Origin of the sequence: Vibrio glycogenivorans, assembly GCF_051660965.1 — a bacterium.
Classification (GTDB): domain Bacteria; phylum Pseudomonadota; class Gammaproteobacteria; order Enterobacterales; family Vibrionaceae; genus Vibrio.
On sequence record NZ_JBPVIS010000006.1, the window covers coordinates 126,471 to 141,874 of the forward strand.

The following is a 15,404-nucleotide window of genomic DNA, read 5'->3' on the forward strand; positions in this document are numbered from 1 at the left end:
GAATGAAAAGATACATAGGTTTCTTGTGTTTGTTTTTTATCGTGGCTTGTAGCAGTGACAATGATAGTGATAGTGATAGTGACACCCAAGAGCCTGAAGCAAGAGTGGTGTGGCGTTTAAATCAGCCTTATTCCTCTTATTTTATATCCATGCCTGAATTAGAAGAGGATGTCAATCTTATCGAGCTAGTGTTAGCACCATCGGGATATCTTTGTTGGACACGACATGAAACACCAAATTGGACGTTACTTCAAGGCGACCCAGAGGTGGATGATCTGGTTACTATTCAATTTCTGAATTCTGAAGGTAATACATTCACAGGGGAGTATTATCGCTCGGAGCTTGATTTAAATAGTCGTTCTTTATGTGATTCAAATCATAGAGATAATGGTGTTTATAAAGCGATCATGCCTACTCATCACGAATATTGGGTATTAATGTTGCCGTATACTACTGGCTACTACTGGGAAGAGTCTCTAGGTTGCTACGCATACGAGAATATTCCTAAATGGAACAGAGGCCACACTAGTGTGGATAGCGATGGGCGTATAGAGTATGGTGTTGAGATGTTTGACAGCGAAGGTGGTTTAATAAGCGGACACATTGAGCGAAACGTCAATAAACCTGAGTTAATAGAACCAATCTGTCAATAGCCTTTCTATTTAGGTACAGAGTGGTGTTTATACTATTAATTCTTTATGGGGAGTGTAACACAACACTGCCCCATTTCGTGCCAGCGACGATCAACCTCTCAAACAACAACGAGGTACTTTACCTTACTTTTTATAATCGGTGTAATTTATGAAGAGTTTTAGGCTTATCAATTCGCTAGATGGCGGAGTTATGTGTTCCATTCATCAGAGGAGGTTGTTGTGGCTTGGAGAGGCGTTAGGTCCGCAATATGCATCATACAGCGACATACGTTTGACTTAATCGGTTGATAATCTAATGAACTTTATGGATTATGTTGATCTAGGTTTGTTTTTGGTGGCAGTGCTGTAGGGAATTAAGTGGCATGTTGCCGCATAACAAGCATTAGTAAATTAAAAGGAACTTTTCATGACGAAGATTGAACCAACTATCGGATCTGTATTGACGGATGAATCTGCTGAGATAGAAAGTCTGTGTCCCAACTTGTCTGAGCAGGAACTGAGACTAAGTTATCCTCTTGCATCACTAGGGAGGCGACACAATGCTTTATTACTAGATGTCTTACTCACATATGGGTTGTTTGTTGGAGGTATGTACCTAAAGCAGATATTTGGATTAAATCACCAATATGCTGATTATCTGGTGGTAGCCGTGGCCGCGAGTTACTTTTTATTTTCTGATGGTCTTCCCAAAGGAAAGAGTCTTGGGAAAAGAGCATTAGGAATATCTGTAGTCAATGTTAACTCTGGAGCTTATTGTTCATATTGGCAGTCTTTTCTTAGAAACATATTGATTCCTGCTACGAGTATATTAGATGTTGTTATTTTGTTTTCCAAAAAGCGCCGTCGGATAGGTGACTACTTGGGAAGTACAATGGTTATTAATGATAAAATTAGCTAACAAACCAATCAAGTACGCTTCCGATGGTCGCCGGACTCGCTCCGCTCGCCGCTTATTATTAGTGTTAGTTTTTAAGGGGGAGTGGTGAATAATCAAATAGCCTATAAATTGTATTCTAAGGATGTCTCTGATGTACTTTTAGTGTACCAGATGATAGAGCACTCACTAAAGTTATATATTGAGTACAGTTGCAAGTTCATAAAGGTGTATCTGACGGATACCATACCTTTTAACTTTACTGGAAAATAACATGAAAGTTATGCTCTTGGATCGTTAATTAAAGCTTTTGCCAAATATAGCAATAGCAAATAATTAGTTCACGACCTCAAGTTACTACAAAATAGAAGAAATTATGTAGCTTATAAAGCCCTTGTAGACTTCATGGCGACAGGGGAGAAAGTTGAAGATTTGGCAAACATGAAAGCAGACGCATGGATAGCATTCACTGAACTTCAAGAAGAACTAGCTCGCCTAGGTACGCGAATTCGAATGAGGGGATTCGCTAGAACAGGGTGTTATGGAAAATTAGATGATTTAAACAGATGTAATTAGAGTATTGTTGATGGATAAAAAGTAAAAGGAATTAAAATGAAAAAAAGTATTGTTATTGCCTTTTGTGGGCTTGCTTTAACCGCGTGTTCTACAATGCAACCTCCTAGGTATGCTAGTTCAGTAGATAATGTGGTTAAACTCAAGGAGTTTGATGGGGCCAAAGTTAAGGTAGGTTCTTTATCACTAGCAGCATCGTTTGATGCAAATTGTCGTCTGAGGGGAGCTATTGAGCCTGCTGATGGTTTATCAGTCCCTGAGTTTATTGCGAAGGCTATAAACGATGAGTTGAAAATGGCAAGCATTTACTCATCTGATGGAAGTGAAATTACTGGTGAAGTTAGTAAAATTGAATTTTCCTCAACATCTGGGTTAACTAATGGGTATTGGGATATTGGTGTAATATTAGAGTCTTCAAATGGTAATTCCATTAAAGCAGAGCATAAGTATTCATTTAAAAGTGGATTTGATGCTAACACAGCTTGTAATGCTACAGCTGATGCCCTTACACCGGCAGTTCAAAATTTGATAAAAACAGCCATTAATCACCCTGAATTTCCCAGTTTAATTGGGATTTAGCCATAACAAAATGCTCAAGCAGACCAAAAACACGGTGCAGTTCATGTTTACAGTAGCTTATGTGTTTAAGATGGCATACAGAAGGTGCAACTATTCTTTTGGCTGCTTAGCAAAGGGTTATGTTCTATGGAGTAAGAATGGAAAATAATTCGGATTGGAGACTGAGACTTAGATATGGAAAGGATCAGACTCCCTACATTCATTTCACTGTGTTAGGGGATGGTACAGTTGTCGACAATTCACACGGTTTTGACTGTCCTGTTGGCCCCGCGGTTATGGCAATTAAAGTTTGGGCGCTAGATTCTGACCAAGCTTGTGACATGTTAAACGTTATTGGTAAACAAGTGGGATTTCATGTTAGAGGAAAAGTCGAGATATATAATACAGAGCCTGAAGAACCGCCAAAAGAAAATCCTTTTGGCTATGGAATAAACTTTACGCCTTACAGAGAATAAATTCGAACATACAAACTGTTTAAGAGTGTTTCACAACGCGTGGCATTTTTACGAAAATTAACTCAAAATTAACTAGACACCCATATCATTGGTGGAGTTATCGATCCTCTCCTACACTGAAGTAGTGTTTAACTCTCAAGAGAATCACGATGCCCAAAGCTCGCTCTGAACAAGTTAGTCTGGATGATACGGCCTACTACCACTGTGTTTCGCGCTGTGTGCGCAGAGCTTATTTGTGTGGCGTTGATGAGATTACTGGTAAGAGTTATGAACATCGGCGGGGTTGGGTTGAAGAGCGTCTGCTCAAGTTGGCGCGTGTGTTTGCCATTGATGTTTGTTCATATGCGGTGATGAGCAATCATACCCACGTGGTGCTGCATGTTAATCAGGAGACTGCTCTGGGCTGGAGTGAGATTGAGGTGTTGGAGCGTTGGCATCAATTGCATAAAGGAACATTACTAACTAACCGTTATCTTAGTGGAGAGCAGCTCAATGACGCGTCATTGAAAGCGGTTATGGATATTGTTGAGGTGTATCGCCAGCGTCTGTATGATATCAGCTGGTTTATGCGCAATCTCAATGAGGCCATAGCCCGTCAAGCTAACAGAGAAGAGGGGTGCACAGGTCGATTTTGGGAAGGGCGTTTTAAGTCGCAAGCGCTACTTGACGACGCTGCCTTAGTTGCCTGTATGGTTTATGTCGACTTAAACCCGGTCCGCGCCCAGATAGCACCAACTCCTGAAGAGTCTGAATATACCAGCATCAAGGTGAGGGTGGATACTCTTCAGGATTCTGACAGCTGTGGCTCACGCCAACCTGAAGCCTTATTTCCCTTTGTTGGAGACTCAAGGCAGGAGATGCCAGAGGGGCTGCCGTTCCGGCTTGAAGATTACCTGTCACTGGTCGATTTCAGTGGTCGCGCCATACGCGAAGACAAGCGTGGGGCCATAGCTGAGTACCATCCACCAATTTTGTCCAGACTAGGAATCGATGAAGCGGTGTGGAAGTCCCTGATAGTATCGCTTGAAAAGGAGTTCACCGGACCTATCGGTGGTGAAAAGTCTCTGCGTCAATATCAGCGACATCAGGGCTTGCAGCGGATGAAAGGCGTGACTTCCGCCAGGCGTTGCTTTAAAGCTGCTTAACTTTCTATTTATCAAGCTCGAATTTCCGCTGATGAGTGCAGTGGTGAGGAATTATTTGTCCGTTACTGCCCAATAACCAAAAAAATGGTTCTTTTCATAGATTTTGTCTGATATTTGACACCTTTTCTGTTCTGTATACCGTACCGTTGTTGATTCAATAGGTCGGTAATCTCATTTTAATCAAATATGGGTATCTATGTTCTTTACTTAAATATGAGTGTCGATATATGTATTTTTTACGCCGGGAACCCAGCTAAAAAGTTACGTGATTTACCGTGACGGTATAACTAACAAGCACTCAAGATTCTAAGGTTATTTTTCTATTTAGGTAGAAGGTTGTTAGAGCAATACTCCCAGCACGTCTTTGCCCCAAAGCTTTTCAGCAAGCCATCCTTAATCCTCAACCACTGCCTTGAGTTGACCTACTTTACCTAATCGGTGAATATACTCAGTCAATTATGGGATGTAATAATCATTGAATAACAGGGAGTTTGCGTGAAAGTAAAGAAAGTAAGCACAACCTCGGGTTTAGTTGAAAAGCTAAATAAGTTACTGAGCGATTGTATCGAGAGTGGGGCCTCTGTTGGTTTCCTAACACCAGTAGATGAACTAGAAGTAAAGTTATACTGGTCATCTGTAGAGGAAGACCTTAAGTCGGGCAACAGGAAGTTGTTTATTGCTTACGACAACGAAAATATCGTAGGAGCTGTTCAATTGTCTCTCTGCTCGAAGTCCAATGCCTCCCATCGTGGTGAAGTTGAGAAACTTATGGTTCATACCAGTGCGAGAGGAAAAGGTATTAGTAAAAGCTTAATGGCACTGATGGAAAGTGCCGCCCGTGAGCTTGAACTTTCACTATTGGTACTGGACACACGTTTAGGTGATATCGCATCTTCATTATATCGTTCAATAGGCTATACCGAAGCGGGTCAAATCCCTAATTTCGCACGCAGCTCAACTGGTGAACTCGAAGGCACAGTTTACTTCTTCAAATTACTGTAGCGTAATGAAGGACTGCATTCTTTGGAGTACGTGGCACGAATCTGCCCCATTCTTTGCCAGTAGCATTCAACCTCACAAATCACTGTGAGGTGGTTTGACCTACATTTTCCTATCTGTGCAATGTCTGTAAGCTAGGATCTTACCAACTTAGCCAACTAGTTCGAATAGGCCGTCTTATTCCATTTTTTAACCTACCGAAGAAACGTGTTCTCTGTTAGAGTCACCGTCACTACGCTATTGAATAAAGACACCCACAGATCGCATGTGATTGATGGATTTTTATTCACCCTTAGAACTCATTTTAGGAATCCCTAGTGACTAACAACGAAATTTTACGTCGTATCCAACACGCGTTAAACCTTAAAAACGCACAGATAATGAAAGCTTTCGGGCAGGCCGAAGTTACTGTGGCTCACGATAAAGTGGCAAACTGGTTAAAAGATGAAAGCGACAAATCTTGCGTCAAGATGAAGGATCAAGAGTTAGCGGGATTCTTAAATGGCTTTATTAACCTCAAGCGAGGAAAAAAAGACGGCGAGCAACCCAAGCCAGAAGTCACGTTGACCAACAACATGATTCTCATGAAGCTGCGCATTGCGTTAGACATGAAAGCAGAAGATGTGTTGGACGTATTAGAAGTAGTTGGTATTAGTTTGAGTAAATACGAAATTGGTGCATATTTCCGCAAGCCAAACAACAAAAACTACAAACAGTGTGAAGACCAACTGCTGTGTGACTTCTTAAATGGTGTGCAGTTTACCAATCGTCCCGATTCTGAAGAGTTTACTGGGTAATTTTCATCTCGAATCGAAAGTGGTAATTGATTAAAAAAAGCGGGAACCATTTCATTTGGCTACTCGCTTTTATCATTTTAAAGACAGATATTAGAGCTTCACAATCACGTCTACTCTTTGTCTTTCGTCAGTAGATACCTATCAAATCACGCTGAAATCTGGTCGGCTTTTAGAATCAAGACACACACTGCCCCTATTGCAGTGACTCACTAAAACTGGCCATGGATATGGAGTTTTTCCATACTTTTGGTCATACGAGCAGGGTCACGACTGACGCCATTAATAACACGAATTTGCCCCGAAATGGGTTACGAGCATTCAGGTATGCGGTTCTCTAAGGCATAATTTGACTTACTTTCCCTCGTGCCTAGAACTCTAACTCTGTGGCTAAATTCACTGTGCCACTAAAGGTACCGTTAACCGAGACGACCATAAGCTGGTTCTTACCCATCTTAAGGTTGCCTTCCTCGATATCTTTCATCCACACCGATAGAGCGAGAGACTGGACACCGAAAGAGTTGGTAATTGTGATTCGTTCATCCAAAGATGGGCGTGAACCTGGCGGAATCTCTGCATTAATATCATGATTGTTGAACTGCTTGTCGGTATCTAGAAAGATGCAGTTTGGCGCGGGGTGGCAGGTGCGCTCAAGACTTCTCACTGTCTTATATACTGGAATATCGAAACCAAGTTGCGCATATACGTCACACCAGTGGCTATTCAACAGTGGTCCTGCAGGTACACCCAGGCGAGAGTTGACTTCATAGTTAAACACCTTATGAGTTTGAGTGACAGCTGGTCGAGCTGGCATTTTGCCCTCAAAGAAGGGACCGTTGTGGTAGTTATCCTCATAGGTTTTGAGAATATCGTAGAGTTCGAACTGAGTGGGTGTAGTCATCGGAGGCCTTTCACAGTGTACCAATTAGAAATTGGAACGGATACTAACGCTACTGGACAGCATTGGACATAGGCTGGTAGGCACTGATCACGTTATCGCTGAGTGAGATTAATGACTCGACTAAAATAGTAACAAAGGTTTGAAGGAATATCCTTGAGCGGCAGATCTGCGGTACCTAGTGTTTGATAATTATGTTGCTATTACGCAGGGGAAATCTTAAGGTAGCTTTCAGAAAGCGTCAGGCAGAACTGTTAGAGCTCATCACCGACTGGACCACTTGATTGATTTCCTGATTGAAGACGATCAGCGTGGTGCCGATCATACATACCACGATTCCGACAATTTCGACGACGTTGACTACTTTTTTGTAAAACACCCACTGAACGAAAATCGCAATCACGAAAGCCGCAATTTTTGCAATGATGTTCAGCGATGGATAGGAAAAGACTTCACTCCCTTTACCGTAAAACATGGTGAAGCCAACGGTTCCGGTAAAAGTGATGGGCAAGGTAAGAAGGGCAATTTTCGCTACTGAGCCCCACGTCAACTCACTCGCGTTACTCATTCCCATTAAGTTTGGAACTTGTGTCATCACAGTTGCTAAGATTAGTGAAGAAATGATTACGCCCATACGAATGATTGTCCTATCAGTTAAACATGAAAGGCGCGTAATCTAGTTGGTTTTGACTATTTTTGCAACACAGGCTGGCTAAGTTTTGTCCAAAACCTTCGCGGCGGGCACTTCATAACTCAGAAATGCCCCATAACTTGCCAGCAATCCTCTACTTCACAAATTACAGCGAGGTAGCTTGACTCATTTTTTCTAATGCAAGTGGGAGATATTTCGCTTTTTCGATATAAATTGCAATCTGAGCTATTTACCAAACACATCTTCAAATTTGTTCAAATTGTTACCGAACCAGCTAACTTTGTAACGGGCAGTTAATGAGTTATTTTTGGGCCCTGGTGTTTAAATCATAATTTGGTCTATTTATTAGTTAGTTAGATGAATAATTGAATTATCCTAGTTGAGGGGGGGGGGAAGTAGTGAAAGCAGTAAAAGCAGTTATGACAACCATTGCCATCGTAGCGGTAGCAGGGTGCAATGATGATGGAAATAACAACGATTGGTATACCGAAGTGAACACCACAATGCGTACAGCGGAGTCGCTAGGTGATGAATTGAAGGTGGACGAAATCCACACTATGGATGACGTCTTTGACTTACAGTATCGAGGTTACATTAGTCCAATTCCTGAAGAGTTCGAGCATAAGACAGTGTATACCTATAAGGATGCTCGATATACCCTAAAGGGAGGTGATGCAAGTTATGTCAGCGTAGATGATATAGCCACCACTCTTTATGGGCTTAATGAGCATCTAGATAGGTTGTCCTACTTGTTAGGGTACAAAGATAAAGATGAAATACTCTACTCCATGAACTATGACAGAAAGTTTGGTCATATGAGAAATCGCAATGATGACTTAATTGTTAATGTTCTTAATCATGACATCAACAATCACCTCGATGGTGGAACATTAATAGTCTCTCCAGAGTTGCTTGATTACCTCCACGAAGACCCTAGATATATCGAATCGGTTCGGAAAACCGCTCTGTTGAGTTGTTTTATTATGGGTGGTGATTATTATTCGCAAATTTGTTTAGAGGATCAGAATCGCTATGGTTTTGAGGCTCTCGGTTACCTGAGACGCAGAGATATCGAGTTGGAATACGGAGCCTACTTCAGTGAGGCTGGGAATGATTTTGAAGCATGGTATTGCGATTCTACCAGCGATTATGAGTATTGTAGCAAAGATGCCCAGCTTTTTGACAGCTACCTGACCAGTTTGCGTGGTGAAGGTTCTAAGCATTTTTTACGAGCCACTTTTAGCCCTTGGCTGTGCCCATGGTGCGGACAGTATTCTAACGAGGATGTGGGCTTGCAGTTCCCATCAGGTATCTATAATGCTGAGATATACCCACGAGCGACCATGGCTCACGAACTCGTCCACTTGCTGACCTTCGCTCCCATGAATGAAAATAAGGCTATGTACTACTTTGGTTGGATGAATGAGGGCATCGCAGAAGCTTTGGCTTGGCGCTTTAAAGAAGATTGGGGTTTTCTAGCCAGCGCAAGTCAAGAGACCATTGATGGAGCCTTCGAATACCGCACAGAAGATTATCCTCTATCAGCCTTGTTCCCTAGATACATGATGTCAGGCTTTACGCTCGATGAATCAAAAGAGCGTCACGAGAAGTTCATTGAGTATATTAAAAACGTTAGACGCCATTCTAGTGATGCTCATAAGGAGCTATTTGATGATATGAAGTTTACCGATCACAAAGGTAATGTAATGACGGCTGACAGGTTTCAAGCTGATATAAAGTCACTTGCTCAAGAGCTTGTCGATTCTGGCAAAGCGTCTAGCTATATCTCTTACGCGGAGAGAAAATTTCCAAACCCTTAACTCAGTAAAAGATTGACTCACACTCTATTGCGAATGAATGAGTGTGAGTCAATCAATAAGAGGATTTGCATTACCTCTTGTTATCCGCTTGAAGCTAATTTATTAAAATCACTGACTCGTTTTTGTCCAAAAAAGCGTTAGAAATCGGAGAAGCTATGAGCATCAGTATCAGAAGAGCAGAAATCAGTGATGCGAAGGCAGTCAGTGAGTTGATCTTACCTTTAACAAAAAAATATGTCTGCCCAACTTGCGAGGCGTCGGTAAACGGTATTTTGCTCGATTCAATGTCAGAGGAAAATGTAGGCCAGTACTTATCTACAAATTACAACTATGTAGTAGCAGTGACTGCGAATGACGAGGTGGTTGGCGTTGCTGGAGTTCGAGACAACTCGCATCTATATCATCTCTTTGTAGATGAAAACTATCAGGGGCAAGGACTTTCCCGTAAGTTATGGGAAGTAGTCCAAGAAATAGCAATAGAAAACGGCAATGACGGTGTCTTCACGGTTAATTCAGCGGTAAATGCTGAAAACGTATACTTGCGGCTTGGTTTTAAACGTATTGAGGGCATTAGAAACCGACGAGGAATGATTGATATTCCAATGCTGTTAGAGCCGGATTGCTAGTAGGTATTCTGCCAGGTTACATGTCTACTGGGAAAATCATAAAAAGCAGAACTGCCCCTTTCGGTGCTGGCAACTAGGAAGAGATCCTTCTCGGTTGCCTAAATCACCTTTGCCCCTTTCCTTGCCAGTAACGCTCAACCTCACAAATCACAGTGAGGTGGTTTGACAATCAGCATAGTGTCTATGAAAGTGGGGTCTTACTAGGTGATTCAAAAACTGGAGATTGGCCCGGCTTCGTCATCATGTCAGCTAAATACTTAGTGATCATAATCCACTCCTCTCAGCACAATTTGTTTGACGAGAACAGTATAGATCGTTGATACACCACAGGGCTTATACATATCCTAGAAGGGCGTATACATTCATGACTAAGGCCATTTGAACCTGATTGATTATTTGACTGGTAATCTCATTTACAAGTACTCTCATGAAAAATACTTATTTTAAGTAAAAGTAGGGCGGATGAAACAGAATATATATGATGATAAAACCTTCTTTAGTGGTTACCAATCTCTGAGGCAGAGTGAATCTGGATACAACCGTTATTTAGAGGAGCCAGCAGTACATGCTTTCTTGCCGGACTTAGAAAATAAATGTGTACTCGATATTGGTTGTGGATTCGGTGACTTTTCAAAACATGCGATAAACCTCGGTGCTGGTCGCTACTTGGGCATCGATATTTCGCAAAAAATGTTCGCTGAAGCTCTAAAGTTAAAAACAGGGAATATTGACTTTGAAAACTGTTCTATCGAGGATTATTCTTACCCACGAGAACAATTTGACTTAGTCATCGCTTCTTTGTGTTTGCACTATGTAGAGGACATCTCAGCTATCTTCAGAAAGGTTTATAACTGCCTCAAGCCTGATGGAACATTTGTGTTTTCAGTTGAACATCCAATATGTACGTCATTGCTTCAGGGGCTCTATGAAAGTAAGGAGGGCTCTCATTGGCCTGTAGACCGATATTTTGATGAGAGTGAAAGAAGGCAAAACTGGTTTGTCGATGGTGTCATCAAGTATCACCGTACCACTGAGAGCTACATAGGCGCTCTGCTAAACGCAGGCTTTAGATTGCAAGGTCTCGCTGAACCTCAGCCTTCAAATGAGCTCATCCAACAGCAACCACAGCTTAAACTTCATAGCAGAAGACCCGCATTATTAGTATTCAAGCTAGCGAAATAAAATAAGTGTCCCAGTGTAGTGGCTAAGTGAATCTGGCCACTACACTAGAAGCTCTGCCATACTTCAAGTAATCCGCTAAATGCTAATTTAGCAATGCATATAACACGGAATTGTCCAAAACTTTGCTGGTTGGCACCGTGACGCTTTTTGTGATGACCAAGCGAATCTGTCGTATGCTAATTACCAAGCGATTTTGATTAAGTGCAACGCTTTCCACCTGATATAAACAATGCGCTTACTTATGGCGTCAACTTCTCCAACTGTTTCCAAGCAGCAGAGAAATAGCGACAGAAGCGCCCAGTGCGATAAGAGTATTGGCGAGCGAAAATCCCCAGATTGCAATGCAAACAGCAACGGTGACAACACACCAAAGTAAGGTTTCTAGAATCCAAGTCCCCATGAAATAACTCCTCTTTGTAAGCCTTTAGTCATTGTAAATGGGTAATGGTTAATTTTTGGTTACTCCCGATGGTGAGGACGCCTCCGGGTGAGCTGGTGAGAAATCTACGCTAGCAATATACTGATTCTGCGTAGATTGATGGGTAAATTTCCAGTTCTGATGTTGGCACAGGCGCTCTATAAGCATGAGCCCAATGCCAAACGAAACCTCGGAGTTGTCTTGTTGTACAGAATCATGCTCTAGGTCCTCTGGACGTGATTCGGATAGTGCATTGCATATACTGATCCTACGCGAAGAGACACGTATTTCAACATCCCCTTTAGAGGCATGTTGAAACGTATTACGGATCAAGTTGGTCACGATAATTTCAACTAGCATTACAGGCATTGGCTGTGAAAGGCCTACTGGTTCTGCGATTAGCTTTACATTTAGGTCTTTTTCATCAGACAGGTAGCGATGCTGATCGATTGCATGTTCAACCACCTCCGTAAGTACAATTTCGCCCAACTCAAGATTTAGTTGTTGATTTCGACTCATCCAAAGTAACGATGTGACCAAATTTTGCATCGTCACCACCGAGCGGCTGATCCTTTTCACTGCCCGTTGGCCCCTATCAGGAATGGCACCCGCGAGTCTCGTCAGCATCTCGCTACTGGCAGAAATAATCGAGATAGGGGTCCTTAATTCATGGCTTGTAGCACGCAGGAAAAACTCCTCTCGTTCAATCGATTGTTGTTGTGATTGAACACTGTCCACCAGTTGGTCAGCAAGTTGCTGTACCTCTGTGTGGCGAAAGTGTTTTAACTCATGCACTTGATTGAGGTCTAGTGTTTCTGACCATTTTGAAAGCTGGAGAATAGGGTGGGTCAGGCGGTAAATCAGCAACCGAATTAGCGCAAAGATAAGTAAAAGCAATAGCCCAATCACCAAAAACGCTGAGCCGACTTGGCTGACTGACTCTGGCGGGCTCTGTTCATAGAGATCGTAATATAGTGCCTCGTCGTACTGCGATACCATATAAAGGTATCCTTGCTTACTTGCTACATACTGAGAAGCGGCGTAATAGTATTTACCGAATCCTCCATCTTTAGCAGCAACGTACTTGTCGTATATCACGCCTGGCTCAAAGCTGCTCCAATCAAACTGATTCTGGAAAGCCTGCGGAACACTGTTTAAGTCGTCGAAGACCTCAAAAGACATACTATGGGACGGTTGAATCTCTCCAGTCGCGATGTAATGCTGCTCGGCCAGCGCTATCTCATACAAAAAGCTGTATTTGGCTGACTCATTAAGCCCAAGTTCATAGCTTTGGTTGATCATTAAGGCATAGATAGCGGTAAGGCCAAGTAGCAAGCCGAATAAGTAAATATAGATATCTCGCTTAATACTCACCTGCTTCATTTATTGCTCTTCCCTAATTACAATACCGACACCATGCACGGTGTGAATAAGTTTATGCTCAAACGGCGCGTCGACCACTTTGCGCAACTTAAACAGTTGGACTTTTAAGCTATCGGTGCTGGGTAACGCGTCGCCCCAAACCTCATCTTCTAGCTTGGTTTTGCTCACGACATTCGGACTGTTTTGCATCAGGCATACCAGCATCTTCCAACAAACCGGCGGTATTTTAAGGGGATGTCCAGCCCGAGTAGCTTGGTGCTTGTCCAAATCAACCGTGAGGTCGCCAATGCTCAAACGCGTTACGATACCTTTTGAACGCCGTACCAAGGCTAACAAGCGAACTCTAAGCTCATCCATTGCAAACGGTTTGACCAAATAATCGTCAGAGCCTGCGGCGAATCCAGTGAGTTTGTCACTTAAAGTATCCCTTGCGGTGAGCATGAGAATTGGTGTAGTGACCCCTTTGTCCCGAATGGACTGGCATACATCAATCCCATCCATCTTCGGCATATTGAGGTCGGTTAAGATGATGTCGTAAGGATGTTTCAACGCCAGATCACGGCCCGAGAGGCCATTGTAAGCAAAGTCAAACTCAAAGCCATCCAGCTCCATATAGTCGCTGATGGCCTCAGCGAGATCTTTATCGTCTTCAATTAGTAGGACGCTAACGGTCATTGCGTGTTTGTTCCTTTTCGCTTTTGTTGCCATGCCCAAATAGGAGGCTTAATCAGCAGTTGCAGGCGATAACTCCAGTTTGGTGCGTTCCAGATATGTTGGCCTAATTTTACGTAGCCATCGAAATACACTTTAAATGGGTTGACTGTATTAATCCGTGGGAAAACACCATATTTTACCTTTTCGTCTTCACGCGCGAAGGTACCGAACATTCTATCCCAGATGATTAGGATGCCTGCGTAGTTCTTATCCAAATATTGCTTATTAGTGGCGTGGTGCACTCTGTGATGTGACGGGGTATTAAACACTGCTTCAATTGGTCTTGGGAACCTTTTTACCATCTCGGTGTGCAGCAGCGTTTGGTAGAGCTGAACCAGTGTTTCACACATCAACACCACAAATGGATTAAAGCCCATCAGGATCAAAGGTAAATGGAAAAAGAACGGGAAAAACCAATCAAGCGGGCCAAAGCGATAAGCGACCGAAATATTAAAGTAAGGCGAGCTGTGGTGCACAGAGTGGGTTCCCCATGCCAAGCCGTTACTATGCAGAAATCGGTGTTCCCAATAGTAAGCGAGGTCCGCTAAGATCAAACAGCCGAGAATTGTCCAGCCCGTTATCGGTAGTTGGGTTAGGCTAAAATGCTCGTAGGCATAGCTAAATCCCCCAACATACATTAGTCCGATGAAGAACAGCGTAATCAGGTAAAAAAAGAGTGTGACTACGTTTGTCACGCTGTCACCAACAAGGTTCCAGCTCAGCTTGTTATTAAATGCGTAGCGGATTAGCTCAATAAAAAATACAGTGGCTGCAATCAGAACAAAGTACTCGTCCACCCAAGCTTCAGTGAAGATGACGGACATCTCAGATAGCGTTTGAGACATAAAATCCATAATTTAACTCCATATCATCACTATTTATATTGAACAACCAACTGATTAGACTCTTCTCGCCCGAGTGCATCGAGATAATACGTTTCAATGACCATATTTACAGGCTTGTAAAAGTTAATCTCTTCCCATGCACTGACCATTTCAGCCTCGCTGTTGTTGCGACGGCTCAATAACTGCTGCTCATGTGCGTCGGAGGTAAGTTCAATGTCGCCCTCTATCCTCGCGCTCGCCTCGACAGGGAAGCCGATGGTGACCGTTGCGTGGCTGAAGTCTCTATCGATATCCTGATAGACCACCACAAGCTGATGAAGCGTAGTCGGCAGGTTTGTTTGTTGAGTAAGCTTATCTTCAAACTCGACCCAAAGGGTTGCTACTTTGTCCAGTGAGATGGATTGGCTTACGACGCTGCGAATATACGTCTTGCCTTTATCTTGAGTCTTTTGCGTAACCGTAAGTGTAATAGGCGCTTTCTCAGTGCTTTTTGATGCCTGACGATCTGATGAGCCTTCGGCCATAACGGGCTGCATCAGTACAGCACCCCAAACAGCACCCGCGATGACTACAGTGGTAAGCAGTGATGTGAATAGGTTCATCTCTTCTCCTTTGTCTAATATGATTATTGTCGTTGTTAGGAGAAGTGTAAAAGTGAAGGGGTAACCAAAAGGTTATCAGTACTAGTTTCCGGTTAGAAACTTTTTATATAACAGGGTCGTTCCAACGTTACTGGACGTTCAACTGAGATGGTGTTGCTAGACTTAAGTTAATTGATGCTTTACTGAATAAAT

Annotated in this window: 16 protein-coding genes; 10 read left to right on the forward strand and 6 right to left on the reverse strand. The window is 42.7% G+C overall.

Translation table 11 applies throughout. From position 1 onward, the window contains the following. Positions 1 to 2 precede the first annotated feature (2 nt). The 7 genes from ACSTTG_RS13315 (at position 3) to ACSTTG_RS13345 (ending at position 6,075) form a co-directional block, all read left to right on the forward strand. Positions 3 to 653 (forward strand): hypothetical protein, encoded by a 651-nt coding sequence (locus tag ACSTTG_RS13315; protein ID WP_438475152.1) that lies wholly within the window; start codon positions 3 to 5, stop codon positions 651 to 653. Between the two features lie 406 nt (positions 654 to 1,059). Next, entirely contained in the window at positions 1,060 to 1,551 is a 492-nt protein-coding gene (locus tag ACSTTG_RS13320) for an RDD family protein (protein ID WP_438475153.1), read from the forward strand. 588 nt (positions 1,552 to 2,139) lie between these two features. Beyond that, the gene (locus ACSTTG_RS13325; RefSeq protein ID WP_438475154.1) at positions 2,140 to 2,679 is read left to right on the forward strand and encodes a hypothetical protein; all 540 of its coding nucleotides are present in this window, start codon (positions 2,140 to 2,142) and stop codon (positions 2,677 to 2,679) included. Between the two features lie 137 nt (positions 2,680 to 2,816). After that, positions 2,817 to 3,134 (forward strand): hypothetical protein, encoded by a 318-nt coding sequence (locus ACSTTG_RS13330; protein WP_438475155.1) that lies wholly within the window; start codon positions 2,817 to 2,819, stop codon positions 3,132 to 3,134. A 149-nt stretch (positions 3,135 to 3,283) separates the two neighbouring features. Next, positions 3,284 to 4,279, forward strand: coding sequence for a transposase (locus ACSTTG_RS13335; RefSeq protein ID WP_438475156.1), 996 nt, complete (start codon positions 3,284 to 3,286; stop codon positions 4,277 to 4,279). Between the two features lie 495 nt (positions 4,280 to 4,774). Beyond that, on the forward strand, positions 4,775 to 5,281 hold the full coding sequence (locus tag ACSTTG_RS13340; protein ID WP_438475157.1) for a GNAT family N-acetyltransferase: 507 nt from the start codon (positions 4,775 to 4,777) through the stop codon (positions 5,279 to 5,281). 314 nt (positions 5,282 to 5,595) lie between these two features. Next, positions 5,596 to 6,075: a YehS family protein gene (locus tag ACSTTG_RS13345; RefSeq protein WP_438475158.1), complete on the forward strand. Its 480-nt coding sequence runs from the start codon at positions 5,596 to 5,598 to the stop codon at positions 6,073 to 6,075. A gap of 367 nt (positions 6,076 to 6,442) precedes the next feature. On the opposite strand, the gene ACSTTG_RS13350 is transcribed toward ACSTTG_RS13345, so the two are convergent. Beyond that, positions 6,443 to 6,973, reverse strand: a complete 531-nt coding sequence (locus ACSTTG_RS13350; protein ID WP_438475159.1) for a beta/alpha barrel domain-containing protein — start codon at positions 6,971 to 6,973, stop codon at positions 6,443 to 6,445. Between the two features lie 238 nt (positions 6,974 to 7,211). Then, positions 7,212 to 7,604: a hypothetical protein gene (locus ACSTTG_RS13355; RefSeq protein WP_438475160.1), complete on the reverse strand. Its 393-nt coding sequence runs from the start codon at positions 7,602 to 7,604 to the stop codon at positions 7,212 to 7,214. Positions 7,605 to 8,020: 416 nt separating this feature from the next. Between ACSTTG_RS13355 and ACSTTG_RS13360 the strand changes: the two genes are divergently transcribed. The 3 genes from ACSTTG_RS13360 to ACSTTG_RS13370 all read left to right on the forward strand — a co-directional run bounded on the left by ACSTTG_RS13360 (position 8,021) and on the right by ACSTTG_RS13370 (position 11,250). After that, positions 8,021 to 9,442 carry a hypothetical protein gene (locus tag ACSTTG_RS13360; RefSeq protein ID WP_438459529.1) on the forward strand — a complete coding sequence of 474 codons (1,422 nt, stop codon included), beginning with the start codon at positions 8,021 to 8,023 and terminating at the stop codon, positions 9,440 to 9,442. Between the two features lie 155 nt (positions 9,443 to 9,597). Further along, a complete protein-coding gene (locus ACSTTG_RS13365; protein ID WP_438459528.1) occupies positions 9,598 to 10,068 on the forward strand; it encodes a GNAT family N-acetyltransferase in 471 nt (156 codons plus the stop codon). A gap of 462 nt (positions 10,069 to 10,530) precedes the next feature. Further along, complete coding sequence (locus tag ACSTTG_RS13370) at positions 10,531 to 11,250, forward strand: class I SAM-dependent methyltransferase (protein WP_438475161.1); 720 nt, start codon at positions 10,531 to 10,533, stop codon at positions 11,248 to 11,250. 448 nt (positions 11,251 to 11,698) lie between these two features. Here the strand turns inward: ACSTTG_RS13370 and ACSTTG_RS13375 are convergent, their stop codons facing one another. The 4 genes from ACSTTG_RS13375 to ACSTTG_RS13390 are packed head-to-tail and all read right to left on the reverse strand — an operon-like array spanning position 11,699 to position 15,212. Then, on the reverse strand, positions 11,699 to 13,051 hold the full coding sequence (locus ACSTTG_RS13375; RefSeq protein ID WP_438475162.1) for a sensor histidine kinase: 1,353 nt from the start codon (positions 13,049 to 13,051) through the stop codon (positions 11,699 to 11,701). Beyond that, positions 13,052 to 13,726, reverse strand: coding sequence for a response regulator transcription factor (locus tag ACSTTG_RS13380; protein WP_438475163.1), 675 nt, complete (start codon positions 13,724 to 13,726; stop codon positions 13,052 to 13,054). Beyond that, on the reverse strand, positions 13,723 to 14,619 hold the full coding sequence (locus tag ACSTTG_RS13385; protein WP_438475164.1) for a sterol desaturase family protein: 897 nt from the start codon (positions 14,617 to 14,619) through the stop codon (positions 13,723 to 13,725). Before ACSTTG_RS13385 ends, ACSTTG_RS13380 begins: the two co-directional genes overlap by 4 nt. Before the next feature lie 20 nt (positions 14,620 to 14,639). Further along, a complete protein-coding gene (locus ACSTTG_RS13390) occupies positions 14,640 to 15,212 on the reverse strand; it encodes a hypothetical protein (RefSeq protein ID WP_438475165.1) in 573 nt (190 codons plus the stop codon). Positions 15,213 to 15,404: the final 192 nt, after the last annotated feature.